The sequence below is a fragment of the Pseudomonas sp. NPDC089406 genome, assembly GCF_044900265.1.
GTDB classification, from domain to species: Bacteria; Pseudomonadota; Gammaproteobacteria; order Pseudomonadales; family Pseudomonadaceae; genus Aquipseudomonas; species Aquipseudomonas fakonensis.
Genome location: NZ_JBJDNC010000022.1, coordinates 89,434 through 113,211 on the forward strand (window position 1 = coordinate 89,434; position 23,778 = coordinate 113,211).

At 53.1% G+C, this 23,778-nt stretch carries 37 protein-coding genes and 3 pseudogenes; all 40 read left to right on the forward strand.

What is annotated here, in order from left to right; genetic code table 11:
• Positions 1-376 precede the first annotated feature (376 nt).
• Positions 377-829, forward strand: coding sequence for an SMI1/KNR4 family protein (locus tag ACI2KK_RS16885; RefSeq protein ID WP_404669736.1), 453 nt, complete (start codon positions 377-379; stop codon positions 827-829).
• A gap of 149 nt (positions 830-978) precedes the next feature.
• Entirely contained in the window at positions 979-1,329 is a 351-nt protein-coding gene (locus tag ACI2KK_RS16890) for a hypothetical protein (protein WP_404669737.1), read from the forward strand.
• Positions 1,330-1,517: 188 nt separating this feature from the next.
• A pseudogene (locus ACI2KK_RS16895) lies at positions 1,518-2,723 on the forward strand (RHS repeat domain-containing protein); the annotation flags it as partial.
• A gap of 254 nt (positions 2,724-2,977) precedes the next feature.
• Positions 2,978-3,703 carry a hypothetical protein gene (locus ACI2KK_RS16900; protein WP_404669738.1) on the forward strand — a complete coding sequence of 242 codons (726 nt, stop codon included), beginning with the start codon at positions 2,978-2,980 and terminating at the stop codon, positions 3,701-3,703.
• Positions 3,704-3,778: 75 nt separating this feature from the next.
• Positions 3,779-4,093, forward strand: a pseudogene (locus tag ACI2KK_RS16905) (RHS repeat-associated core domain-containing protein); the annotation flags it as partial.
• A 412-nt stretch (positions 4,094-4,505) separates the two neighbouring features.
• Positions 4,506-4,880, forward strand: a complete 375-nt coding sequence (locus tag ACI2KK_RS16910) for a hypothetical protein (protein WP_404669739.1) — start codon at positions 4,506-4,508, stop codon at positions 4,878-4,880.
• A 175-nt stretch (positions 4,881-5,055) separates the two neighbouring features.
• A pseudogene (locus tag ACI2KK_RS16915) lies at positions 5,056-5,229 on the forward strand (Rhs family protein); the annotation flags it as partial.
• A 56-nt stretch (positions 5,230-5,285) separates the two neighbouring features.
• Complete coding sequence (locus ACI2KK_RS16920) at positions 5,286-5,684, forward strand: hypothetical protein (RefSeq protein WP_404669740.1); 399 nt, start codon at positions 5,286-5,288, stop codon at positions 5,682-5,684.
• 271 nt (positions 5,685-5,955) lie between these two features.
• Complete coding sequence (locus ACI2KK_RS16925) at positions 5,956-6,381, forward strand: SMI1/KNR4 family protein (protein ID WP_404669741.1); 426 nt, start codon at positions 5,956-5,958, stop codon at positions 6,379-6,381.
• Between the two features lie 154 nt (positions 6,382-6,535).
• Positions 6,536-6,955: a hypothetical protein gene (locus ACI2KK_RS16930; protein WP_404669742.1), complete on the forward strand. Its 420-nt coding sequence runs from the start codon at positions 6,536-6,538 to the stop codon at positions 6,953-6,955.
• 146 nt (positions 6,956-7,101) lie between these two features.
• Positions 7,102-7,521, forward strand: a complete 420-nt coding sequence (locus tag ACI2KK_RS16935) for an SMI1/KNR4 family protein (protein ID WP_404669743.1) — start codon at positions 7,102-7,104, stop codon at positions 7,519-7,521.
• 66 nt (positions 7,522-7,587) lie between these two features.
• Positions 7,588-8,037, forward strand: a complete 450-nt coding sequence (locus ACI2KK_RS16940; RefSeq protein ID WP_404669744.1) for a hypothetical protein — start codon at positions 7,588-7,590, stop codon at positions 8,035-8,037.
• Between the two features lie 249 nt (positions 8,038-8,286).
• Entirely contained in the window at positions 8,287-8,703 is a 417-nt protein-coding gene (locus ACI2KK_RS16945; protein WP_404669745.1) for a hypothetical protein, read from the forward strand.
• A 96-nt stretch (positions 8,704-8,799) separates the two neighbouring features.
• Positions 8,800-9,225: an SMI1/KNR4 family protein gene (locus ACI2KK_RS16950; RefSeq protein WP_404669746.1), complete on the forward strand. Its 426-nt coding sequence runs from the start codon at positions 8,800-8,802 to the stop codon at positions 9,223-9,225.
• 145 nt (positions 9,226-9,370) lie between these two features.
• The gene (locus tag ACI2KK_RS16955; RefSeq protein ID WP_404669747.1) at positions 9,371-9,787 is read left to right on the forward strand and encodes a hypothetical protein; all 417 of its coding nucleotides are present in this window, start codon (positions 9,371-9,373) and stop codon (positions 9,785-9,787) included.
• 193 nt (positions 9,788-9,980) lie between these two features.
• Positions 9,981-10,313 carry a hypothetical protein gene (locus ACI2KK_RS16960; RefSeq protein ID WP_404669748.1) on the forward strand — a complete coding sequence of 111 codons (333 nt, stop codon included), beginning with the start codon at positions 9,981-9,983 and terminating at the stop codon, positions 10,311-10,313.
• A gap of 217 nt (positions 10,314-10,530) precedes the next feature.
• The gene (locus ACI2KK_RS16965; protein WP_404669749.1) at positions 10,531-10,926 is read left to right on the forward strand and encodes a hypothetical protein; all 396 of its coding nucleotides are present in this window, start codon (positions 10,531-10,533) and stop codon (positions 10,924-10,926) included.
• Between the two features lie 45 nt (positions 10,927-10,971).
• Positions 10,972-11,424 (forward strand): HEAT repeat domain-containing protein, encoded by a 453-nt coding sequence (locus tag ACI2KK_RS16970; RefSeq protein ID WP_404669750.1) that lies wholly within the window; start codon positions 10,972-10,974, stop codon positions 11,422-11,424.
• Positions 11,425-11,439: 15 nt separating this feature from the next.
• Positions 11,440-11,883, forward strand: a complete 444-nt coding sequence (locus tag ACI2KK_RS16975) for an SMI1/KNR4 family protein (protein WP_404669751.1) — start codon at positions 11,440-11,442, stop codon at positions 11,881-11,883.
• 99 nt (positions 11,884-11,982) lie between these two features.
• A complete protein-coding gene (locus ACI2KK_RS16980) occupies positions 11,983-12,411 on the forward strand; it encodes an SMI1/KNR4 family protein (protein ID WP_404669752.1) in 429 nt (142 codons plus the stop codon).
• 66 nt (positions 12,412-12,477) lie between these two features.
• Positions 12,478-12,924 (forward strand): SMI1/KNR4 family protein, encoded by a 447-nt coding sequence (locus ACI2KK_RS16985; RefSeq protein WP_404669753.1) that lies wholly within the window; start codon positions 12,478-12,480, stop codon positions 12,922-12,924.
• Positions 12,925-13,059: 135 nt separating this feature from the next.
• On the forward strand, positions 13,060-13,377 hold the full coding sequence (locus ACI2KK_RS16990; RefSeq protein ID WP_404669754.1) for a hypothetical protein: 318 nt from the start codon (positions 13,060-13,062) through the stop codon (positions 13,375-13,377).
• 38 nt (positions 13,378-13,415) lie between these two features.
• A complete protein-coding gene (locus ACI2KK_RS16995; protein ID WP_404669755.1) occupies positions 13,416-13,844 on the forward strand; it encodes an SMI1/KNR4 family protein in 429 nt (142 codons plus the stop codon).
• 46 nt (positions 13,845-13,890) lie between these two features.
• Positions 13,891-14,229, forward strand: a complete 339-nt coding sequence (locus ACI2KK_RS17000) for a hypothetical protein (protein ID WP_404669756.1) — start codon at positions 13,891-13,893, stop codon at positions 14,227-14,229.
• A 54-nt stretch (positions 14,230-14,283) separates the two neighbouring features.
• Positions 14,284-14,760, forward strand: coding sequence for an SMI1/KNR4 family protein (locus ACI2KK_RS17005; RefSeq protein ID WP_404669757.1), 477 nt, complete (start codon positions 14,284-14,286; stop codon positions 14,758-14,760).
• Positions 14,760-15,182, forward strand: coding sequence for an Imm50 family immunity protein (locus tag ACI2KK_RS17010; protein WP_404669758.1), 423 nt, complete (start codon positions 14,760-14,762; stop codon positions 15,180-15,182). The genes ACI2KK_RS17005 and ACI2KK_RS17010 overlap by 1 nt, the downstream gene beginning before the upstream one ends.
• A complete protein-coding gene (locus tag ACI2KK_RS17015) occupies positions 15,160-15,573 on the forward strand; it encodes a HEAT repeat domain-containing protein (RefSeq protein ID WP_404669759.1) in 414 nt (137 codons plus the stop codon). The genes ACI2KK_RS17010 and ACI2KK_RS17015 overlap by 23 nt, the downstream gene beginning before the upstream one ends.
• A 153-nt stretch (positions 15,574-15,726) precedes the next feature.
• A complete protein-coding gene (locus ACI2KK_RS17020; RefSeq protein WP_404669760.1) occupies positions 15,727-16,392 on the forward strand; it encodes a hypothetical protein in 666 nt (221 codons plus the stop codon).
• 37 nt (positions 16,393-16,429) lie between these two features.
• Positions 16,430-16,933, forward strand: coding sequence for an SMI1/KNR4 family protein (locus ACI2KK_RS17025; protein ID WP_404669761.1), 504 nt, complete (start codon positions 16,430-16,432; stop codon positions 16,931-16,933).
• 57 nt (positions 16,934-16,990) lie between these two features.
• Positions 16,991-17,305 carry a hypothetical protein gene (locus tag ACI2KK_RS17030; protein WP_404669762.1) on the forward strand — a complete coding sequence of 105 codons (315 nt, stop codon included), beginning with the start codon at positions 16,991-16,993 and terminating at the stop codon, positions 17,303-17,305.
• Between the two features lie 43 nt (positions 17,306-17,348).
• Positions 17,349-17,795: an SMI1/KNR4 family protein gene (locus ACI2KK_RS17035; RefSeq protein WP_404669763.1), complete on the forward strand. Its 447-nt coding sequence runs from the start codon at positions 17,349-17,351 to the stop codon at positions 17,793-17,795.
• Positions 17,796-17,858: 63 nt separating this feature from the next.
• The gene (locus ACI2KK_RS17040; RefSeq protein WP_404669764.1) at positions 17,859-18,179 is read left to right on the forward strand and encodes a hypothetical protein; all 321 of its coding nucleotides are present in this window, start codon (positions 17,859-17,861) and stop codon (positions 18,177-18,179) included.
• A gap of 50 nt (positions 18,180-18,229) precedes the next feature.
• On the forward strand, positions 18,230-18,637 hold the full coding sequence (locus ACI2KK_RS17045) for a hypothetical protein (RefSeq protein ID WP_404669765.1): 408 nt from the start codon (positions 18,230-18,232) through the stop codon (positions 18,635-18,637).
• Between the two features lie 81 nt (positions 18,638-18,718).
• A complete protein-coding gene (locus tag ACI2KK_RS17050; RefSeq protein ID WP_404669766.1) occupies positions 18,719-19,042 on the forward strand; it encodes a hypothetical protein in 324 nt (107 codons plus the stop codon).
• A gap of 68 nt (positions 19,043-19,110) precedes the next feature.
• Complete coding sequence (locus ACI2KK_RS17055; RefSeq protein WP_404669767.1) at positions 19,111-19,575, forward strand: SMI1/KNR4 family protein; 465 nt, start codon at positions 19,111-19,113, stop codon at positions 19,573-19,575.
• Between the two features lie 91 nt (positions 19,576-19,666).
• Positions 19,667-20,332, forward strand: coding sequence for a class I SAM-dependent methyltransferase (locus ACI2KK_RS17060; protein WP_404669768.1), 666 nt, complete (start codon positions 19,667-19,669; stop codon positions 20,330-20,332).
• 60 nt (positions 20,333-20,392) lie between these two features.
• Positions 20,393-21,532: a class C beta-lactamase gene (gene ampC / locus ACI2KK_RS17065; RefSeq protein WP_404669769.1), complete on the forward strand. Its 1,140-nt coding sequence runs from the start codon at positions 20,393-20,395 to the stop codon at positions 21,530-21,532.
• 2 nt (positions 21,533-21,534) lie between these two features.
• Positions 21,535-22,158, forward strand: a complete 624-nt coding sequence (locus ACI2KK_RS17070; RefSeq protein ID WP_404669770.1) for a glutathione S-transferase family protein — start codon at positions 21,535-21,537, stop codon at positions 22,156-22,158.
• A 307-nt stretch (positions 22,159-22,465) separates the two neighbouring features.
• A complete protein-coding gene (locus tag ACI2KK_RS17075) occupies positions 22,466-22,798 on the forward strand; it encodes a hypothetical protein (protein ID WP_217838822.1) in 333 nt (110 codons plus the stop codon).
• Positions 22,799-23,036: 238 nt separating this feature from the next.
• Positions 23,037-23,471 (forward strand): group II truncated hemoglobin, encoded by a 435-nt coding sequence (locus tag ACI2KK_RS17080; protein ID WP_404669771.1) that lies wholly within the window; start codon positions 23,037-23,039, stop codon positions 23,469-23,471.
• The last annotated feature ends 307 nt before the right edge of the window (positions 23,472-23,778 follow it).

Below are 23,778 nucleotides of genomic sequence, written 5' to 3' on the forward strand. Positions count from 1 at the left end.
AAGCTTATAGGCCAGCGAGCCCGAAGTAGTCAGATTATCTTTCTACTTGGGCGAGCGCGCCTTCTTTCCCGTCCGGCGACAAGCCAATAAAAGCAGATCAATAGGGGCAAGGTTTAATGGGCGAAAAGGTCATCAAAGAGTTTTCGCTGGATTGGCGAGACCGAATGCTCTGGATGGAATGAATACTACTCAGAGCAGGCTGCCAAAGGAATTCTTCTAAAATTCGCCAGCGCCGAATGAAATGGTTAAAACAACATACAAAAACCAAACCAGATTTCTGGACCCAACGCTGTGTAGCCGCAAAGGAGATTCGATAATCCTTCAAAAGCGCTTACTGGCAAGAGCGCGCAAAAGATTTCGAACAAGGTATTGCACAATGAAAGAAATCGAGAACCTCATAGAAGCACTAAAAAACAACTGCAAAGATAAGTATTGGTTTGGCGCAGCATCCGATACAGCAATAAATCGGATGCAAGAAATATTGAAAATCACCCTACCCGCAGACTTTTTAGCATTCCTTCATATCTGTGGAGGGGGCGGTGCAGAATCTTCTGAAATTTGCGGGATATGTGATGACGACGCCGACCTAGAAGTCGGAGGAACGGTGCTTTACGCAACAAATTACTGCCGAAACGAGTTCGACCTCCCCCTAAATCTCGCAGTAATTTACTTGGAAGATGACGAGATTTGCTGGGCTATCGACTGCGATACATACCAAATCGTCTCCTACAGCCTAATTTTTAAAAAAATAGATAGAGTATTAAACAATTCATTTGCAGAGTTTTTTGCAGAGTACGTTGAACTGTATCGTAACGACCAACAAGAATAAATCAAGCGTAAATCCCAAAAACTGGAATATTCGTCTCCGCGATTTACAGAAGGGTGTCGCCGGGGCGCTGACTAGAGTTATTTTTTTTTGGGGGGACCAGTTGATCAGCAAAATTCTCGTCGGGGCGCAGCCGCAGTGAGGGAATCTAAATGCCAAAAATCAGCATATCGGCCGCTTCGCCCACGAGAAACTTGGCGGCAACAAAATTTCTTCATAAAATGCTGGGTTGCGCTTTAGCCAGCGCATCAACGATGCTTGAATCAGGAAAGACCAGCGTATTCTTTACATGTCAGCTATTCATGAATGATCACGTGGAAAAAGATAAGAAAATCAGGAAAATTCTCGATTTTTTCACAAAAGAAAACATAGAACTTTGCATTATTGAAATTGACGAAGATGCCAATTGGAGCGATGTGGATTTTGTCAATCCTGGCAACCTAGAAATATCAAAATTCTCATTACTCAACATGCTCGACGAAGCAAAAGGGAGATACCGATAGGTTCTCCGTACACGAAGCGACTTCAGCGTAATAGTTACGCCAACACGGCAACTCTCGCAAAGTCCATCTCTTTAACAAAGCGCGCACTACACTTGCAGTACCCTCAACAGTACTGCCGGTGGAAATCAGTCAGACTGACCTAACAGCAGCAAGCTGAGCTAAAGTCTCGGCCACCTGGTCGGCAACGGCCGCTGGCCTACGAGTACGACCTCAACGACCGCCTGGTCACCGAGCACCAGGGCCGTGCCACCCTGCGCTACCGCTACGACGCTTTCGGCCAGCTCAGCCACGCGCGCCTGCCCGACGGCAACCGCCTGGACTACCACTACCTGCCCGGCGGCGACCTGGGCAGCATCGACCTCAACGGCCAGCCGCTGACCCGCCACCAGTTCCAGGCCGGGCGCGAGCTGGCCCGCCAGCAAGGGCAACTGGTCAGCCAGTACCAGTACGACGAGCAAGGCCGCCTGGTGCAGCACCGCGTTACCCAGCGCCAGGACAAGAAGTGGCTGCTGACCCGCGGTTACGGGTACGACGCCAACGGCAACCTGGCCAGCATCGACGACAGCCGCAAGGGCCTGCGCGAGTACCGCTACGACCCGCTCGACCGCTTGGTGGCGGTGCGTGGCGATATCGGCGAGAGCTTCCAGCACGACCCCGCCGGCAACCTGCTGGCCCAGACCGCGCAGCTCGATCCAAAGCTGGTCAACGTGCAGGGCAACCGCCTGCTGATGCAGGGCGATGCGCATTTCGACTACGACGTGTTCGGCAACCTGGTGCGCGAACGACGCGGGGCCGGGCAGAAGCTGGTGACCGAGTACCGGTATGACTGTCAGCATCGGTTGAGTGAGGTTTTGCTACCCAACGGGCAAACGGCCAAGTACCGGTATGACGCGTTCGGGCGGCGTATCGAGAAGGATGTGGCCGGGGCGCTGACCGAGTTCTTCTGGGAAGGGGAACGGTTGATCGGCGAATGGTCGCCGGGGCGCAGCCGCAGCTACGTGTATGAGCCGGGGAGCTTCCGGCCATTGGTGATGGTGGATGGCGACGGGCCTGAGAATGCCCGCCCCTACTACTACCAGCTCGACCATTTGGGCACACCGCAGGAGCTGACTTCGGCGCAAGGCGGGATCTGCTGGTCGGCGCGGTACAAGGCCTACGGCAACGTCGCCAGGCTCGATATCGAAGAGATCGACAACCCGCTGCGGTTCCAGGGGCAGTACTTTGATGCGGAAACGGGGCTGCATTACAACCGGCATCGCTACTACAATCCCACCACCGGGCGGTACCTGACGGCGGACCCGATCAAGCTGGCGGGGGGGTTGAACAGCTATCGGTATGTGCCTAACCCTACGGGGTGGATAGACCCTCTAGGATTGAGTGGGAACTGCCCCAAACCAGACACATGCGTACCGGAAGCCGCAGCCCCTGCAGACAACCTGCCTAAGGTTGAGACAAAAGAGCCGGAGATTCCTGAGCCTAAAATGACCGCCGAAGAGCGGAGGGCTAGAATCGATGTACTGTCGGAAGCAAACGCTAAACGGCAAGTGCAAAGTTGGGAGGATGAGTTTGGGATGCATACGATTGGAAAGCACAGTCCTGAGATACCAGATGCCGCTATGAGGCAACGAGCTATCGACGGTACAACCCCATGACAGGTAAACCCCCAAGACGCCCACGGCCAAATCCAAGTTCCCAATTCAGAACTTGGAAGCTACAGATACACGCTATAAATGAGGCTCTCACCAGAAAAGCGAGAGGACTTAACCAAGTTGACGGCAAAGATAAAGATGGAAACCCGATTGTCCGGGTAGATCAGCCTGGCTCCGGACGGGGATATAGGCCCAACAAAAAAGACCTTAAAAATCCAACATTGAACGAAGAGATGAATGGTGCCGAAATCAAATTCGACAAAAAACACAAAAACCATTCACCGCATCCCCAACGAAGCAAAAATAAAATGATAGATGAACGCACCGGCCTCGAATATACCCCAAGCCTTCGCCACTTCCTAGGTGAACTTAACATCTACGACAGAGAAGAGACTCTTGGAGAAGAGCTTGAAAATTACGATATCACCAACGAACGCGACTGCGAGGCAGTTATCAGAAAGTACTGCGTCGAGAACCTAGAGCAATATTACAACTATAAAATCAGATATTTACTATGGGCACATTTGAAAAGTGCACTCAATGACAAAACACATGACTTCGCACCAATTTTCGAAGACGGCCCCGACGACCACTCAACACTGGCCTTTTACGAAGATGAATTCGGAGACCCCAGAGAGTTTTTCTCTAAAATCTTTGAAATCGCTTCGGCAAGATGGTCAACTGACTTAGCTCGAGCACAACAAGAAGACCCAACCACTTGGTAGTCCACCGGACAACGTTACAAACCAATTGTTTTGGTGATGATGGCTGGCGACGAGCCGGAGAATGCCCGCCCCTAGCATTTCCAACTGGATCATCTGGGTGCACCGCAGGAACTGACTTCGACGCAGGGTGGAGTCTGCTGATCGGCGCGATACATATCCTACGGCAACGTCGCCAAGCTCGATATTGAAGATATCGACAACCCGCTGCGGTTCCAGGGGCAGTACTTTGATGCGGAAACGGGGCTGCATTACAACCGCCATCGCTACTACAATCCCGGCACCGGGCGGTACCTGACGGCGGACCCGATCAAGCTGGCGGGGGGCTTGAACAGCTATCGATATGTAACTAACCCTATCGGTTGGGTAGACCCTTTAGGACTCAGCGAAAACTGTCCTCCTGGCTGCGACGGTAAATCGAATGCTGATAGTTCTGCTGAGGCATCTACCGATCATGGTTCACCGCCCCCACCAGCACCGAGAGACTTTGCCACAGATGAAAAGCTCGAACAACATTACATAAAGCACGGCCGCGCGTTCAACGCCCAAAATAAAGAAGAGTACTTAGATACGGCAAGGTTCGTTGTGAATACAGGCTACAAAATTGAATACCCCTACAAAGGAAAAATACGAATAGGATACTTAAAATTCATGAAAAACAAGAAAAAAAATGGGCAAGCAAAATTTGCCTTTGTCGGGATTAATGAAAAAAACGAAATCGCAACCTTGCATACCAAAAGCGGTAAAGATCTTTGGAGCCTACAAGGAAACCCAGCATCTGAAAAAACAATCAGGCCTATGCAAAATGAATAAAACCCTCATCAAAATCTTGAAACTTAATCCCGATGATGAAAACGAAGCCACCCTTGAAATTGGAGGCTTCCCCATCAGATGCTTCATCGGTCACTGCCCCAACGCCATAAACGAAGGAGAAGAACACCTCGTTGAACTTACAATGTATTTCGAGGACGATTACAAGGCAGTAGAGGCCCCTGAAAGGCAACCCTATATGAAAAATACAAACAACGGATTCAGCGTTGAAATAGCAGGACACCTGGACTCAAACTCCCTCAGATCAATAACAATTCTTGACGATGAAGACATTCACTACGACCACCCCGAACTAAACGACAAGTTCATAATCGTATACGCCGATCGCCTTCAAGTAGACTTTGACTAAGCATCACTGACTTCGAAGTGCAGATCTGAAATTCGAAATCGGTGATATAGCACGTTCGGACGGCGCTTCGAGAAAACATAGCTAGCGAAGTAGCCGTACTATCCAGGGGTAACGATTGGCGACGAGTGCTCGCCAAAGCATAGTTACCCAGTGCTAGGGCAAGAAGTGGCTGCTGACCCGTGGTTACGGGTACGACGCCAACGGCAACCTGGCCAGCATCGACGACAGCCGCAAGGGCCTGCGCGAGTACCGCTACGACCCGCTCGACCGTTTGGGGGCGGTGCGTGGCGATATCGGCGAGAGCTTCCAGCACGACCCCGCCGGCAACATGCTCGCCCAGACCGCGCAGTTCCCACGGGGTAATGATCCCAAACTACCACTTGGAGACCCAAAGAAATGAGAGCCGTGTGCATTTTCAACAACATCGAAGCACTCTCAGGCACTCCTGCCTACGAAAATGCGCAAAAACACATAAAAAAACTCACAGGGGAAGTTGACCTTACCGTAGGCAGATTATATACAATCTACGGAACAACCCTGCGAGAAGGCAGAACATGGCTATACGTTTGCCAGGAAGTTTATGACGAGTACCCTAAAGCATACCCACTTGAACTCTTTAAACTAACTGATGCTTCCCCATCGCGTATTTGGCACCTAAATGAGTCTGGTGAGTTTCTAATCCAAGAATGGGCGAATGACAGAGCATTCATTGAGCGTCTTGTTGATGGAGAACCCCATGAGGTTAAGCATTTCAAGGAGCAAAAAACATTGATGGACAACGAACACAAAGTCGCACCTGTATAAAACATTGAGAAAACTGTCGAGCGCACCATAGACTTGACAACTAGCAAGTCCAACCTCTTTAAAAATGCGCATACAACACTTGCAGTAACCTGAATGGCACTGCCTGTGAAAATCAGTCAGACTCGCCTAACAGCAGCGACCTGAGCTATAGCATCGACCGCATGATCTGCGTCGACGACGGCCACTGGCCTATAGGTACGACTTCAACGACCGCCTGGACTCAACATAAAGTCTCTCACTATTGGAAAGACAAGGAAGCCGAGGTATAAAGGTGATCCCAAACACACTGCAAAATCTAATAGATCTGCAACCAAGGGTAAAGAAAAGAACCAACGAAGAACTCGCAATAGAGCAATTGAAAATAGTTGGAATTGACACAGAAAGCGAGTTTGCAATTTTTTACAGGCAATACATGCCCGGCAGCCTCGACAGCAAAGCGTGCGCAGACACTCTATGTGACATTGCAGAACCCACAAACGAAATACTAGAAGGCACCGAATTCATTCATGAAATGTGGGAACTCCCCGGCATTTATGTGTGCTTCAGCTCCCTACAGAGCGAAGGTGGATTTCTCCTGAACACCGAGAACGGCATGATCTGGGATTTCGACCTTGGCCAACACGCAGCGTTCATGGCCGGAGAAATCAAACCCCGATGGAATGGTTTTTTTGAATTCCTGGAGTGGTACCTCTCGTAAGGACTCTTCGACAAGCCGCCTGCCCGGCAGTGTACAATCGGCGAAGGTCTTGCCTCTATTCTCAAACGGGTCGACCCCGTTGAGTGGCTTGCTAAAAATTACAGCTTAGACGAAAACGGGCCCTCAATAGCGACCGCAAGGAGACGTGCAGAACATGAGCTATTTCGACACCTTGCTAGCGGAAGAATTCTCCAGCAAATCAATCCCTCATCAAACCTTGAGCCGCAACAAAGCAGCACAGTATGAACACCATATCAACGAGAAATTTAAATTCAAAGGCTCATTTGTTGACTGGTCGACTTTAGACTGGCATCAAAGCCTCACCCTAGAAACGATTAACGGCGAAGCACTTCTACCCTATTTAAAAACAAACCAAAGCAAAGTACTCATAATCGGAGACTCCTTGATCGAAGAATCATATGAAATTGAGCAGCGTTACCTTGAACTTGCGATACGAATACTTTCCGAAATACCCCAGCACACTTATCTTTTACCTGTAGATCTGTCATGGATTCTCTGTATCAAATCTGACGGAGAAATTCACATTGGACGAACCCATACAAAAACTGCATAGCATGAGGCATGCCATAACCAACATTGCTCGCACCAATGGGCAAGGAAACGCAAGCAGCACCCACTTAAGGAAACCTCAAACACTCAGAAAGTCTGTTAGGATAAGCAACCCCTCCGCACCTAAAAGCAGCGCTAAGAAGATTGGCAATGATCCCTGAAAAATTAGCTAACCTCATAGAGTCGCAGCCAGGCGACATTTTCAGAACTGATCGTGCCGCGGCCGCAGCAGTTCTGGAGAGTTTAGGTATCGACCCAGACTGCGAGTTATCAAGATTCTTTTTAACCTATCAAATCACTGTTTTTCGAAGCAAATCTTCCTACGAAATGCTCTGCGACATCGACAACGATGAAATCTCCACTGGTACTGATTTCATTCATGAAGTCTGGGAGCTTCCAGAAAAATACATCTGCCTGACAACCTGTCAGGGTGAGGGTTGCTACCTTTACGATAAAAGCACTGGTAAAGTACTCGACTTTGATCTAGGCGAGAGGGCGCAATTTCTCAACGGTAACATCAAGACCGAGTGGCCCGGCTTTTTTGACTTCCTAACATGGTATCTAGGGTGAGTACACAGCAAAAACATAGCCGGTTCAACCATCCGATTGCGGTGCTGCTCGCCCAGACCGCGGAGCATGGCTCAAAACAACACCCAACCCAAACAGAGACTTGAAATGAAGCCTGTAACCATAAAGGTTTTAATAGACGGAGAACGCATCGATATAAGCCTACGCTTGAAAATGTCACCACCAAAAATCACAACCACCATTAGAAACCAAGAAAAAGCAGTGCTGGGCGACAACATATTCGACTGCTTCATTAAACTGAGAAAAGAACACCCCGATGTGAAATTTCTATGCAAGGGGGCCAAAATAAATGTATTCCCTTCAAGAATGAGCGCGCAGATGTCTGGCATGATCGCTTATGAGATGACACTAGGATACCCAGCCCTAAATAAAGACAAAGTCGATATTTTCGACTATGACGACGCGGACATCGCCGACAGTTACGAGCAGCAATTGAATTTCTATAAAAGCTGGATTGACTCGATCCGAAACCGATCTAAAAGCGTCAACCCTGATTAAGCAAATAGTATTGCTTGCGGCAATAGGCTTGTACAACCGCGACGGTCGCGCTCTACAGATATGCTAAGAGCACACGTTGAGGGACTCTCGGCCGGCAGATCACCCGCCAGGACGAAACTGGCGCCCTCACCCGCTAGCCGTGGCCCCCGACAGGCCGCCTGCCCGACGCCAACCTATGGATCACGTCGAGATAAAATTAGACAAAAACTGGAAAGTCATTCACCGCCTTATCAGCAACGGAGAAATAGAATGATTGATAACACCACGGGCAAAGAATTCACGCCAAGACTGAGCTACTATCTAGGGGGGCTAGACATTTACGACAGGGAGCACACTCTAGGGGTCGAGCTTGATAAATTCGACATACGAAATTTCGATGACCGGATGCATGTTCTTGAAAAATACTGCATCGGCCGAATTAGCGAAACCAGTGACTACAAGGAAAAATTCCTACTCTGGCAAGAGCTTAATAATGCACTCAGCGAGCCAAGCCACAACTTTCATCAATACATCGAATACAATCCCGACGAATTCGCAGCACTCGCTTACACGGAAGATGAATTCGGCGACGCAAGAGTTATTTTTGAACAACTATTCAAGATAGCCACTGAGAAATGGAGCTCCGACTTGGAACGAGCAAGCCAAGAAGACCCAAGCCAATGGTAATATTTTTTCCACTCGGCGCGGCCTCTATAGAACCAAATCATTGAAACATCCAGCATCAGGAGTGAAGTTTATGCGACCGGGCCAAAGAGATTGACAATGATCCCAAACAACTTGAAAAAAACCCTTGAACACCATGAAAACATTCATCTGCGGAAGGACAAAGATCTAGCCAGCAAAGCACTAGAAAATCTAGATGTATCACCAGAGACAGAGTTTGGTCAGATCCTACTATCGTATATTATCGCTGATGTGATCAGCAATGTATCAGACGAGACCCTATCTGAAATATCAGAACCATCCGAGAGTGTGCTGTGGGCGACAGAATTTATTCACAGGACATGGAAGCTGCCCTATAACTATATTTGCTTCACGTCTCTAGAAGGTGAAGGTGGCTACATAATGGAAAAATCCAGCGGAAAGATCTGGGACTTCGATCTGTCCGAGCGAGAAAACTTCTTAAAAGGTGAAATACCCGCTCATTGGAATGGTTTTTATGAGTTCCTTGAGTGGTATCTCTCATGAACGCGCAAACTCACGAACGCAAGTAGCTGATCGTCAACTTCAAACAATTCCAGCACCGGGAGTTAGCTGACGATGTGCCGGACCACGCTGGAGGATGGCTTGAACAGGAAACCATTCACCGCCTTCCCGAGAACAGTGCAACAACATGATCGATTATCGCACAGGCAAACTATACACCCCTCAACTTAGCTACTATCTAGGAGGATTAGACATATACGACAGAGAGCACACGCTCGGAGTCGAACTTGAAAAATACGACATGCATAACATGAACGACAGAATGTTTGTGCTTGAGAAGTACTGCATTGACCGAATGAGCAGAACCAACGACTACAAAAAGAAATTTCTGTTATGGAGTGAGTTGAAAAACGCGCTGAATGACCCAGACCACAACTTTCATCAATACATCAAATACGACCCCGATGAGTATGCATCACTCGCGTATACAGAGGATGAATTCGGAGATGCAAGAACCCTCTTCGGACAGCTTTTCAAGATCGCAACTGAAAAGTGGAGCTCAGAGTTGGAACTGGCAAGCCGAGAAGACTCTGATCGTTGGTAAAAGATTACTTTTCAAATAGACGAGCAGTGTAGGCGCAATCCGTTACTGCTGCTGCGAGCCTTCGCTATTTCCGAGTGCGACGTATCGGAAATGCGTGTCCTTTTGGCGAGTGGCTTTAGAGGCGCTGTGACTATAGAAATAAAAGGGGAATAGCCTATAAAGCTCTCCGAAAGACATAGGGAAATAGAAAAGAATGACGATTCCAAATAAAATAATAGACGAAATACGAGATCTTATAGCCGCCCTATCCACCTGGGATTTTTCAACCATTGCTCAGAAAAACTGGCAAGGACGAACTGTAACCGCAGATCTTAAACGCGTAATGCTCGAGTACGGGGGCACGTTCACCCCTCCTCCGGATAATTTTTTCGATTACGCCGAGTGCTACGACCTTGAGGGCGGAGCTGGGTGCCTTATCGAAGTACCTCTATGGACAATCGAGGCGGGCAAAAGTGATCTTGTGATCACGATTGATTTTGATAACAAGTCAAAATCAGTCTGCATCAATGATCTCAGGGTGCCTTGAAAGCAGCACCGGGCGGTACCTGACGGCGGACCCGATACCTGAAAATGAGAACCGTCTACCTGCTGCAGGCGAAAAAAAGATCCCAAATATCACTATCGCGGGGATGACCGTCATCCTGATACAATTTTCGAAGAAGGCTTCAAACCAACAGGAAGCAGCGGCTGGTTCTAGATAATTAGACACCAGAAATTGGACACCACGTAAACAGGGATGACAAATGAAAAAAGAGTCCATAGCAATCGAAATAAATGAGAACAGAAAAAACGTCACTCTAAAATACGAACTGGACCCGCCCAAAATGGTCCTCGAAGTCGATGAAAAGATTTCCATAGCCGAAGGCAGAAGCCTTATTCACTGCTTGGCATCACTAAGAGAACAGAACCCACATATAAAATTTTTATGTAAGGGTTCAAAACTAAACGTGTACTTTTCCAGAATGAGCATGCAAATGTCATCAGGAATGCTTGCCTACGAGTTAACCTTAGGGGAATACGCACTAATCAAAGACATCGTCAATATTTTTGACTACGACGATAGCAATATCGCCCAAAGCTTCGAACAACAGAAAGCTTTTTTCGAAACATGGCTGGAATCTCTAGAGCAGGGTCAATAAGTACATCTGGGCGAGCGTGACTCTTTTCCGTCTGGCGGCAAGCCAATGAAAGCAGACCAATGGGGGCAAGGCTTAATGGACGAAAAAATCATCAAAGAATTTCTTCGCTGGATTGGCGATACCGAATGCTCTGGATGGAATGAATACTACTCGGAGCAGGTTGCCAAAGGCATTCTTCCAAAATTCTCAAGCGCCGAATGGGAATGGCTGGAACAGTATATAAAAACCCAACCAGATTACTGGGCCCAACGCTGCGTAGCCGCACTAGGAGACTCGAGGGCTCCCGAAGGGATACCGATACTGAAAGCACTACTTTCATCCAGTAATTTTGATACTCAAATAATGGCCGCCAGCGAACTGGACTGGTCTGAAGCACCGATAGAAGAAGAATACTCCTCCACCATCGAAAACATACTTTTTCGCCTACCAAACGAAGACCACCACCTATACCCAGAAATAATAAATTTACTCAAAAAATCCAATCCAACTCAACGCTAGCTAAGGAGGAGAAAAATGATACCCGAACGGCTAAGGAAACAACTCGAAGCGCACGAGGACATCTTCTTTCGCGAAGATGAAGCGCTTGCTCTGATTGCCCTGAACAATCTCGGCATTTCTACAGACAGCGAATTCGCGAAAGTGCTTATCCCCTATGTACTGGCTGAAATTTTCAGCACAGTCTCGAACGTGACAATAGTCGACCTCTCAGGCCCGTGTGAAGCAGTGCTGCGCTCAACGAACTTCATTCACAGGCAGTGGAATTTGCCTGAAAACCTGGTCTGCTTCACCTCTCTTGAGGGGGAAGGTGGATACATCATGGACAAGATCAGTGGAAGAATCTGGGACTTTGATTTGGCAGAGCGAGAAATGTTCTTGAAGGGCGAGATACCCCACCAATGGAATGGCTTCTTTGAATTCACTGAATGGTACATATCTCCAGCCCGTAGGGCATCATGATCGGCCCATGCCAGGACAACCAAAAATTGAGCCGAACTTGATAGTAGCGTCGATCAAATAATCCAGTATCTGAACGAAATAACTTGGGAACAGTACATCATGGAAGGTATCGACTGGGGTATTTACGGCATACAGAAAAACCCCATCATTACGCAAGAACTCATTAGCGCCATTGAGACGCAGCTAGATTTAACCCTACCCGAAACCTACCTGGACCTTATCAAGTACTCTGACGAAGCCTCGCCGGAAATTTCGACCTTCTCCTACGCAGATGAGTCTACATGCATAAGCGAATTTTTTGAGTTTTCGCAGAAGAACCAGCCATACACGGTATGCTGGTACATGGACCCTTACCCCAGCTTGGGGCTGCCTGACAGGTTCCTGCCTTTCGCTCGCGACGCAGGAGACCAACTAATGTGCCTTGACTATAACTTTACCCCACCCACGGTTGAGCTATTCAAACCGCAAAGCAAAGAACGCTTTTTTGTAGCTGATAACTTTGAAGACTTTGTGAAGCTGTGGCGCTAGCGCTATGTCTCATAAAGCGCACTTGGTAAACGCTCATGCAGAGCGACTCAGGCAAGGTAATGGCAAATGAACCAGATTGAGAACTTGATTGAGAGGTTGAAAGCTGACTGCGAGGGCACCTACTGGCTTGGCGCAGCCTCTGCCACAGAAATAAATCGCCTGCAAGAAACATTGGGTTTAAATTTCCCCACGGACTTCATAGCATTCCTTCTCCTCTGCGGCGGCGGTGGTGCGGAGCACTCTGAAATTTGCGGAATTTGTGATGACGACGCCAGCCTGAAGGTTGGTGGGACACTGCTTTACGCGACAACCTATTGCCGAGAAGAGTTCGATCTGCCGCCAACGCTTGCAGTCATCTATCTGGAAGACAACGAAATTTGCTGGGCCATTGACTGCCAAACCTCCCAAGTCGTCTCTTACAGCCTCATCTTCAGGAAAATCGATAGAATTCTAAACCCTTCATTCCTGGAATTCCTTGAAGAATACGTTAAACTGCACAGCGATGATTGCTGACAACATTAACTCGGCCCGCCCTCTTTAACCCGATGCGCAAAGTGCGAGCAATAGACTCTACTGAAGGTTTCCATAAATCTGATTGAACGTTGCCAAGGCGCACGCGCCTGGCACGCTATTTTCAATGACTATGAAATGCCTGCAGAAATCAACATGCTGTACTGCCACCTGGTGGGCAACCTGATTACGTTCAGGTTTGAGTCACCCATGGTAGACAGAGCCTACCCCGAACGCTGGGAGCAACAGCACAATTGCTTCGGTTTTGACTTGGGCTTCGTTGATGCAGCTGACATCGTCGTATCCGGGCTGAATTTTTACGGGAAGACGCAGATATACGCCAACTCAGCCCCCCGCCTGACCATAAAAATGCAAACCCATAACTGTACAATCGAGTTTTCTTCACCCATGGCCTACCTGTCGAACATTTCAGGCTATTACAACGAGTTGCTTTAAGGCAGGCGACCCGCCCCGCGAAGCACGGAAGCCTAGAAATGATCCCGAATAACCTGAAAGAACGCTTGGACCTGCAAGAAAAAAACCATGCCATCCGCCCGAATGACGCGCAAGCAAAGACCGGGCTTAAAGAACTCGGCATCGACGAAAACAGCGAATTCGGGCTCATCTACCGCCACTATTACCCGTCGAACTTTCAGAGCAACACCTCGCACGAGTTTCTTGGCGATATAGCCGAGCCCTACAATGAAGTACTGGAGGGTACCCGGTTTGCCTACGAAACCTGGGAACTCCCAGGTAACTTCATTGCGTTTACATCCATGCAGGGTGAGGGCTGTTACCTGCTTGACAGAAACACCGGGGGCGTCTGGGACTTCGATTTGGCCGAGCGCGAGGCGTTCATGAGCGGCAACACCCCTCCTACCTGGCTGAGCTTTTATGAGTTTCTGGCCTGGTACCTTTCTTGACAACAACTGAAGGCCCTGCACTGTGGATCGACCTGGAGACTGCAAGATGAACTACCAACAAGCGCTCAGCCTGAATGACTTGATAAACATTCTAAAAAGCCAACACAAGAATATTGACTTCAGCATTTATGGCAAAGGCTCGCCTGGCGCGGCGAATCTCGACAGCATTTGCATTATCGGCGAACCGTCAACCATCACGGAAGACGACGACGAAATCTATCCCGAGTACATCACCAACCTTGGACTGGAATTCTGGTACAGTGATGAACTGCTTGAAGATGTTGTAATGACTGCTCTCAACCAGAAGAACAACGCCAGCAACGAAGAAATCCATTCAGCGATTCGGCACTACAGTGAACATGACGACTTCCTGGACCTGATCTAACGCACTGACATCGCTCAACCCGACGCACCGTCGCCCCTCAAGTGACCTCATAACTTGCGCCAGACAATGATCCCAGCATCACTCCTCACCCTCATAAACGCCCAAACCGGTGATATCGCTCGAAAGAACGAACACCTGGTGATAGCCCATCTCCATGCCATGGGGCTCTGCGAAGACAGCGAATTCGGGCAAATATATAAAACGTACAAGCCAGCCAATTTCGAAAGCCGCGTATCCTTCGAACCACTGTACGACATTGCAGAACCGAGCAACCAGATTCTGGTCGGCACTGAGTTCATCCACGACACCTGGGAGCTACCCGAGCACTATGTTTGCTTCACCACGCTGCAGGGCGAGGGTGGCTATCTGCTGGACAAGATAAGCGGGCAGGTTTTCGACTTCGACCTCGGCGCCCATGACGCGTTCGTTGCCGGAATGGTCCCCGCACGATGGGCGAGTTTTTTTGAGTTTCTGCAATGGTACCTTTCCATCCCAGCTACCTGCCCCACACCGTCACCTGAAGGAAACTAATGAAATACTGGAATCAACTAGACAACTCCGTACTTTTTCGCAAAATATTTTCCTACCAAGTCCCCATAGGGAGCATATTCCTCCACACGTTCAACATTGACCATTTGATGTCAGACGCGAGCCTCAGATTCGACATTCCTGAGTTACCTGATCTGCCGCCGGAAAAGTGGGCACGCCAAGGATTCAACACGTGCCAGATAGGGCTGACACTGCTGAAGGTCACCCGGCTTAGCGTTCAGTACAACTATTCCCAGAAGCCCTTCACCCTGCAAATAACGCAAGAGCACGACCACTACAAGGTACGCATCAGCAACGAAGACGCCGAAATAAACCTCGAGGCCGAGTACATCATGCTCAACGGCCCCGCCGTCTACCTCAACAGTACCGGGCCATTCAAAAGTGTCGAACCATCCGTACAGTGAGTTTGATCGTTGGCTTGGGGACTCCGAAGCCAGCAATTGGAATGAATACATTCGCGAGCAGGTTGGGCTGGGCATCATTCCAACGTTCACCCAGCGTGACTGGAATTCACTGGAAGCGGCAATAGCGCACAAGCCGGCTTTCTGGCTTCAACGCTGCGTTGTGTCACTGGGCAAATCCCGGCATGCTAAAGCGCTACCGCTGCTTAAAACGCTTTTGGCGCATGCTGACCGTGACACGCAAATACTGGCAGCCTACGAACTGGACTGGGCAGAGGAGCCCATCGAGCATGAACTTGGCAGTGTGATCAGGCGACTATACGCCAGCATCCCTGAGCCGGAGCGGTCCGATTACCCCGAGATCGAAAGCTTACTGAAAAAGTCAGAGCGTTAGGCGGCCAACACAGCGGTTAACTCGCCGGCCGTTCCAAACCTCGACAGTTGGCGCACGCAGCGCCTTGAAGCATTGCCACGCATGCCTGGGCCCTGCCCACAGCTGAGCGTAAGTGGCTGCGATATCACCTTCGTACGCTGCCAGGGAGGCTGCATGTACCTTAATTCAAGCCAGTGCCAGAGTGATTCATGGATCGGCGGCCTGCCGTTCCTGCCCAAGGGGGTGGCTCACCCAACGAACCCCGACGGCGTTCCATTCACGTTCTTCTTTACCGTCACCTACCCCCCAGGCCACGCCCTTGAAGGCAACAGCCTGAGCTTGTTTTGTGAAACTCAAGCTTTTGCCGAAAGCACCTTGATCCCTGAGATGCTACCCTCACACAACGCCAGGCCAGTGGTGCCTGCAGACTACCTGCACAACTACCAGCGTGCATTCAAGGCCTACTTTTTCAAGACCCGCGACGGTGTACTGTTGAACAGCAGCACCGAGCAGATCGCAAAGCAATACCTGACGACCTCGCAAACACGCGAGCAACGCGCGTTCGGCCATATCGGCAACGCCCCGTTGTGGCTCAGCGGTGATAACTCGCCGGGCCCATGCGAACGCGAAGAGCCGCTATTTGCACTGCAAGTTTTCCAGGACCAGACCTTCCCGATAACGGCCGCAGCCCCTCGCCAGCAAGAGATGTGCATATTCGGCGGCACGCAAAAGCGCAGCAGCGATGATTACTACTTCTTCAATATGAATGAGGTTTACTTTTTCGCCTACCCGAACAAGCTCGCCGACCGGGCAACTTACATCATAACCCAGTGCAACTGACGCGCTCCGCCGGGTTCACAGGGATGGAACATACACAGTGAACATAATTTTCGAAACGCTAAAATCAAAGCTCGGCGCCACCCCAAGGCCACTCAACTCGGGCGTGCACACGCCCTCAGCAAAGCTGGCAGAACCTGCGCTATGCAGCGACCTGCTTGAAATCTTGCGACTTTTCAACTCATCAGTCGAGTTTGAACAAGGCGCCAACTATATCTCGGCAGGCAATGAAGAATATGCGTTGGAAACCCTATACGGGTTAGCCGACGACAAGTACAACTTGTATGACCGAAACGCAGCCTTGCGCGATCGACTGCCCAAGGGCTACTACACCTTTGGTGACTCCGGCGAAGGCGATCACTTCTGTATCTGCGAATCGAGCGGTGGGGTGTTTTTCTGGGCGCATGACGCAGGGGCAAACCCATTGACATTCCTGTGCGGGGGCTTCTCTGAATTTTTACTTGCACTAACGCCTGACGAAGATCCATCAGATACGGATCTGAAAAAGCTGAAGAGCATTGTTAAATTTGAAATTGATTTTTGACAGCTCTCAAAGCGTACAATCTCTGGCGCCGCAGGCAGCAGACAAGGAGTCGCACCCGTGAAAAAAGCCATGCTCTACGATGTGCTGGTCAATGCCGAATCACTCCCGTGGAACGAATCACTTTACTTGCCGGAAGACTCGTCCGCCTGGAACGCCACCACGGAAGTGATCATTGAAAGCGCTGACGCATTCGATGAGTACGACGAAACCGACAACCCAGTGACAATGGCCAACATGGGTTACGCCTATACGCTGTCGTGCAGCGATCTGATTTCCATTTCGAAAAACCTGAAAGAGAAACACCCCGCCCCTGCATTCGAGAAGCTGTTCGAAGCTTTCGAGTTTTACCTGGACAACGACGCGTTCCTCTGAAATACCTGCCTCACTGTCAACTGCAGCATGGAAAACGCAGAATATGAAACGCATGCACATGGAAGGCTGCGAAGCCGCCGTCACAGAGGCCGACATCGATGCCATCGAAAAGCACCTCGGGGTAGCCTTCCCCAAAGACCTCAGGGCCTTTTATCTGCGGGCCAATGGCGGGTATTGCGCGACCAACCTGTTCAAGTCCCCCGAAGATGACTACCCGCTCAACGCTTTTCTGCCCATGAAATACACCGACATGTGCATCGAGGCGTGCTATGCCACCTTCCAGGCTGAACCAGGCCTACCTAAGTTCTTCGTCCCCTTCGCGATAGATGGCGGCGGTGACTTTTATGGTTTCAGCACGGCCCCCGCTGAGCATGGCAAGATTTCGCTGTTCTCAAGCGACAGCTACTTCCACCCCGAGGGCGAGATGATTGCGCTTTGCGACACCTTCACAGAACTGATCGACAACCTCGTCTTGGACGATGCAACGTGAAGCCGACCCGCCCGTACTCGTGCACACGCGCGCCAAGCACCGTTTGAACATGCAGAAACAGCAATGAACACACTCATAGAGAAGCTCATACAAAACGGGGCAACGATCGAGTTCGATGACCTCTCTCACCTGGCCACTGGCGCAGCGTTCATCGATATCCTCGACGGCCTTAAAGAGGACTTGCTGCAAGCCAGCTTCCCCGGCAAGCAACTGATCGATATCGGGTGGTACCCAGAATTCTGCGAAAGCGGCTCATTCACCGTTTGCCTGATACGCGACCACGCATGGGACTGCCCGGTCTTCAGCACGCGTACAAGGTCGTGGCCGGGCCTGGAGGCAGCACTGAATGACGCCATAGGCCACCTGATAGGGGTAGCGCCATGACTGCCAAGCCGCCTACCTGCCAACATCATCGGGGCCCATCGCCCGTGAGCTTGATCAAGCTGCTGTCAGCGGATTGCGAAGTCACCGAAGAGGTCATGAATGCCATCTCATCACTGCCGATAGCCTCGAACGAGAGCTTTGCATTCGCCAACCCCTATATAGCCCTCAAGCCGGCTGAAAGATTGATCCATGAAATCAGGCTACAAAATCGGTCGGCTCGCGAAGGCGGCAAGGCAATAGCCGGCTATGCCAGCCTGGAGGAACAGCTGCTGCAACTGCAACCCTCTGCCGTGGTTCAATTGCGCTTTGTAGAAAGTGAAACATGGGAAGGCTGCGTCTTCGCATCGAGCAGCCAATTGAAGGGCGTACTGCTAGGCAAGAAACCCCAAAAACCGATGAAAACGCCACCTGGCTGGGATGGCAGCCTGAAAATGCTCGAGGCCTACAACAAGGCATGAAAACCCTGTTCGCGCCCTTTGACGCTATCAATACATTGGATGTTGGCGTTGCACGCCAGCACTTGCACAGAGGCCACCCAATTGCCTGAATTCACACGCATCAGCCTTCGCGAAGCGCTGACCAACGTCGAAACCCTGGATGGGGATCACTCCCTGCATCTCCCGCAAAACATCGCACTGTGGACGGCGGACTGCCTGGCAATCGTCGAGGACCCGGACGCATTCGAAGCCTACGACGCTTGGGATAACCCCTGCGAAATGGCAGCCATCGGCTACAGATACGTATTGCAGTGCGATGACCTGAAATCGATTTCGGAGAATCTCAGGGAAACCCACCCCGCGCCGACATACGAGCAGCTTTTCGAGGCTTTCATTTTCTACTTTGAGAACGACGCCTTTATTTGATGCTTCGACGCCACTGCCCTGCCCCCATTGCCCCCTGCCCCTGAAAACCCTGCCATGGAGCCCTCCCCTTGCTACCCCTCGAACGCTGCGCAAAAAACATCACCCTGGCCGACCTCCTGGCCATCGAAGCCCGCCACCACTTCGTCTTCCCTGATGCCATCCGCGCGTTCTACCTGAAGCACAACGGCGGCTACTCGCCGAGCAACTTCTTCAGGCGTCCGGAGGATGACTACCCGATCGGCCATTTCCTGCCGATCCGCTACGGCGCCGACCACCTTGAAGACACGCTGCAGACCTTTCGCGACCACCCCCTGCTGCCGCAGCATTTCGTGCCGTTCTCCGTTGACGGCGGTGGCGACTACTACGGGTTCGTGACCAGCCCGCAGGAGTACGGGGCGATCTACCTGTACTCCCATGAACACTACGAGGAGCCGAACCAGGGCCTGATCCGTATCTGTAGCTCGTTCACCGAGCTGATCGAAAACCTGGTCACCGAAGAACAACTGACAGCGCAGGGCGGCGCAACACCATAAGGCGTATCGAGCCATGTACAAGGTGCGTGCGAGTTCTCGGCTCACCCTGCCCGGCCTATCCTTGCCTCACCCACCCCAGCGGAGCCTGCCCATGCCCACTAGCAACCCCCTGCTGCACAGCTGGCACCTGAACGCCCAGGCCTGGATCGACGCGGTACGCTCGGGCGCCATCGCCTCGCGCCACCAGGTCACCGACCAGGCCATGCTGCTGGCCGTGCTCGGCCTGCAACCGCAGCGCGTGCTCGACCTCGGCTGCGGCGAAGGCTGGCTGTTGCGCGCGCTGGCTGAGCGCGGGGTTGCGGCGGTGGGTGTGGACGGCGATGCGCAATTGGTAGCGGCGGCGCAGGCCGCAGGTTCGCCAGCGGTGCACCAGGCCAGCTACGAGCAACTGGCCGAGGGACTGGTGGATATCGGCCATGGCTTTGACGCGGTATGCGCCAACTTCGCCCTGCTGCACCAGGACATCATCCCGCTGCTGCAGGCCATGCATGGGTTGCTCGCGCCCGATGGCGCGCTGGTGATCCAGACCTTGCACCCCTGGGCCGCAGCGGCCGGCGACTACCAGGACGGCTGGCGCGAAGAGTCGTTTGCAGGCTTTGCCGGCGACTGGCAACCGATGCCCTGGTACTACCGCACCTTGAGCAGTTGGCTGAACGCGCTGGCCCTGGCAGGTTTCAACCTGCTTGAGCTGCGCGAGCCGCAACACCCGCAAAGCCCGCTGCCGCAATCGCTGCTGTTGCTGGCGCGGCCTTGTTAGCCACCACCGGCAGGCGCTATCGTCGGCAGCTGACTACCGCCGCCTGCAAGGACCACCCCCATGCCCCGCCCCACTGCCATGCTGCTGACCGCGGCCCTGGCACTGATCGCCCCGCCGCTGCTGGCCGCCGACCTGCAAACCACCGTTGACCACACCATCGAACCCTTGATGCGCGAACACGGCATCGCCGGCATGGCGGTGGCGGTGTACGCCAACGGCCAGGCGCACTACTTCAGCTATGGCTGGGCCAGCAAGCGCGACAAGCAGGCGGTGACCCGCGACACGCTGTTCGAGATCGGCTCGGTGAGCAAGACCTTCACCGCCACCCTGGCCGCCCTGGCCAGCGCCGAAGGCAAGCTCGACCTCAACGCCCCGGCCAGCCAGTACCAGCCGGCCCTGGCCGGCACGCCGATCGGCAGCGCCACGGTGCTGGAGCTGGGCGCCTACAGTGGCGACTGCCTGCCGCTGCAGTTTCCCGACGCGGTGCAAACCCCCGAGCAAACCCTGGCGTTCTTCCAGCAATGGCAACGGCGCAGCGAACATGGCACCCAGCGCTGCTACTCCAACCCCAGCCTGGGGCTGTTTGGCGAGCTGGCCGCGCGGGCGCAGCAAAGGCCTTTCGCCGAGGTGATGAACAGCGTGCTGCTACCACGCCTGGGCCTGCAGCACACCTGGCTTGAGGTTCCGGCCAGCGAACGCGGGCTGTACGCCCAAGGTTATGATGCCGACAACAAGCCGGTACGGGTCAGCCCCGGCCCCTACGCCGACCAGGCCTACGGCATCAAGACCAGCGCCAGCGACCTGCTGCGCTACGTGCAGTTGCAGATGCAACCGGCCGGGCTGGACCGCCCCCTGCGCCAGGCCATCGGCATTACCCAGGGCGGCTACTTCCAGGTCGGCGCCATGCTTCAGGGCCTTGGCTGGGAGCGCTACCCGTGGCCGGCCAGCCTCGACACCCTGCTGGCCGGCAACAGCGCGCAAATGATCCGTGAGCCCCAGGCCACCCACGCCCTTAGCCCGGCGCTGCCGGCCACCCCGACCGCCTGGTACAACAAGACCGGCGCCACCAGCGGTTTTGGCGCCTACATTGCCTTCGTGCCGTCGCAGCAGATGGGCATCGTGCTGCTGGCCAACCGCAACTACCCCAACGAAGCCCGGGTGCGCGCCGCACACCGTATTCTGACCAGCATGGAGCAATGAAGATGTTGAGAATCCTCGGCAAGGCCGCGTCGATCAACGTACGCAAGGTTTTGTGGGCCTGCAGCGAACTGGGCCTGGCCTATGAGCGCGAAGACTGGGGCAGCGGTTTCCAGCCCACCGATGCGGCCGAGTTTTTGGCCCTGAACCCCAACGCCATGGTGCCGGTGATCGTCGACGGCGATTTCGTGCTGTGGGAGTCCAACACCATCATCCGCTACCTGGCCAACCAGCATGGCGGCGCCCACCTCTACCCCACTGCACCGCGGGCCCGCGCCGCCGTAGACCAGTGGCTGGACTGGCAGGCCACCGACCTCAACGATGCCTGGCGCTACCCGTTCATGTCGCTGGTGCGCCAGTCGCCAGCGCACCAGGACCCGGCGCTGCTGGCGGCCGGCTGCTCAACCTGGAACACGCGCATGGAGTTGCTGGAGCGGCGCCTGGAAGCCACCGGCGCTTATGTCGCCGGCAGCGATTTCAGCCTGGCCGATGTGGTCATCGGGCTGTCGTTGAACCGCTGGCGGCGCACCCTGCAACAGCGCCCGCAGCTGCCGGCACTGGAGGCCTACCATGCGCGCCTGCGCCTGCGCCCGGGCTACCTGGAGCACGGTGATAACGGCCTGGTCTGATAGCTGCTGAAGGATTGTCCGACAAGATGTAGTGACTAAAAATAATCACTACAAAACTGTTGACGCCCCTCTCGGCCCTTGTGCATGATGAGGCCGTCTCCCTGATCGGGAGCGGTGGCAAGGGTGTTCCAGACGGCCTGCGCGGTAACGCAGGCCGTTCGTGGAGAGGGAAACTGCCCAGAAGGCAGCATGAGAAAGCCCCTGTTGCGATGCTGCTGTAGCAGCCTTGGTTAGCGCGCTACATGAGTAGTGCCGAATGTGAAATTCACAACGAACTTCACCAACAAATGAGAGTAATGGGGGCTTTATGATGAACTTGAACAACAATCCAACCATCGACCAATTGGCCCAGCTGTTCGCCGCGCGCAAGGACAGCCTGGACGACCACCTGCTGTGGGTCAGCCAAACTGGCGAAGTCCGCCTGGACCGCCTGCCGCCGAACACGGTCGAAGATGAATTCGAATCGCACATGCCGAGCATGCGCGCCCGCTTCAAGGTCTACCGCCGTGGCCAGGGCTACGTCGGCAAAAAGGCCGCGGCCGACACCACCTTCGTCGGCCAGGTGCTCGAGACCCTGCAACAAGAATGGCCCGGCGCCCGTGAGCGCCAGGCAGTCAAGGTGATCGACACGCTGAACTGATACGGCGTATCAACCACCACAGCTTGAGCCCGGCCCAAAAGGCCGGGCTTTTTCATGCCTGCTAGGCTTTGTACGAAAAATGCCTGCGCGACGATCATGCTGCGTTGAAAACAGGCTCGGAATGCTCATTTACAACCCGTAAACTCCGCTTCCTCGCCTGTTTTCGCCTTGCCTGATCGCCGCTCGGCGACTTTTCGTACAAACCCTAGAATGTGCCCCCCTACCCTCGGAGCCTCGAATGAACGCCCCCACCTACGGCACCGACGATGCCTCGTACCAGGCCGCTGGCGGTATCGACGGCCTGCGCCGGCTGGTCGACGACTTCTACCGCCTGATGGATGAACGCCCCGAGGCCGCCAGCGTGCGGCAGATGCACCCGGCGGACCTGGCAGGCTCGCGGGACAAGCTTGCGTGCTTTCTCAGTGGCTGGCTGGGCGGGCCGCGCCTGTACAGCGAGCGTTATGGCGCGATCGCCATCCCGTCGTTCCATGCACAGTGGCCGATTGGTGAGGCGCACAGCGCCATCTGGCTGGATTGCATGGCGCGGGCCATCGCCCTGCAGCCGTGGCCGGCGGATTTTGCCGAGTACTTGCTGCGCCAGTTGCGGGTACCGGCGCAGCGGATTGTGCAGGCCAGCGGCAACCGCCATGGCCAGGGCGGTGCTGGCCTGTAATGGGTGGGAGCATCTGTCTTGTGCTGGCTGTACCGGCCTCATCGCCGGCAAGCCGGCTCCTACAGGTACAGCGCAGGCTTGAATGCTACGCGATCCCTGTAGGAGCGGCTTCAGCCGCGAACACCGGCAAAGCCGGTGCCATCTACCGTGTCGTCTGATTCGCGGGTAAACCCGCTCCTACAGGTATGGCGCAGGAGCCGGGTTTTGCACAATCCTGTGGGAGCAACTGTCTTGTGCTGTCTTAACCGGCCTCATCGCCGGCAAGCCGGCTCCTACAAGTACGGCGCAGGTTTGAAGGCTATACGGT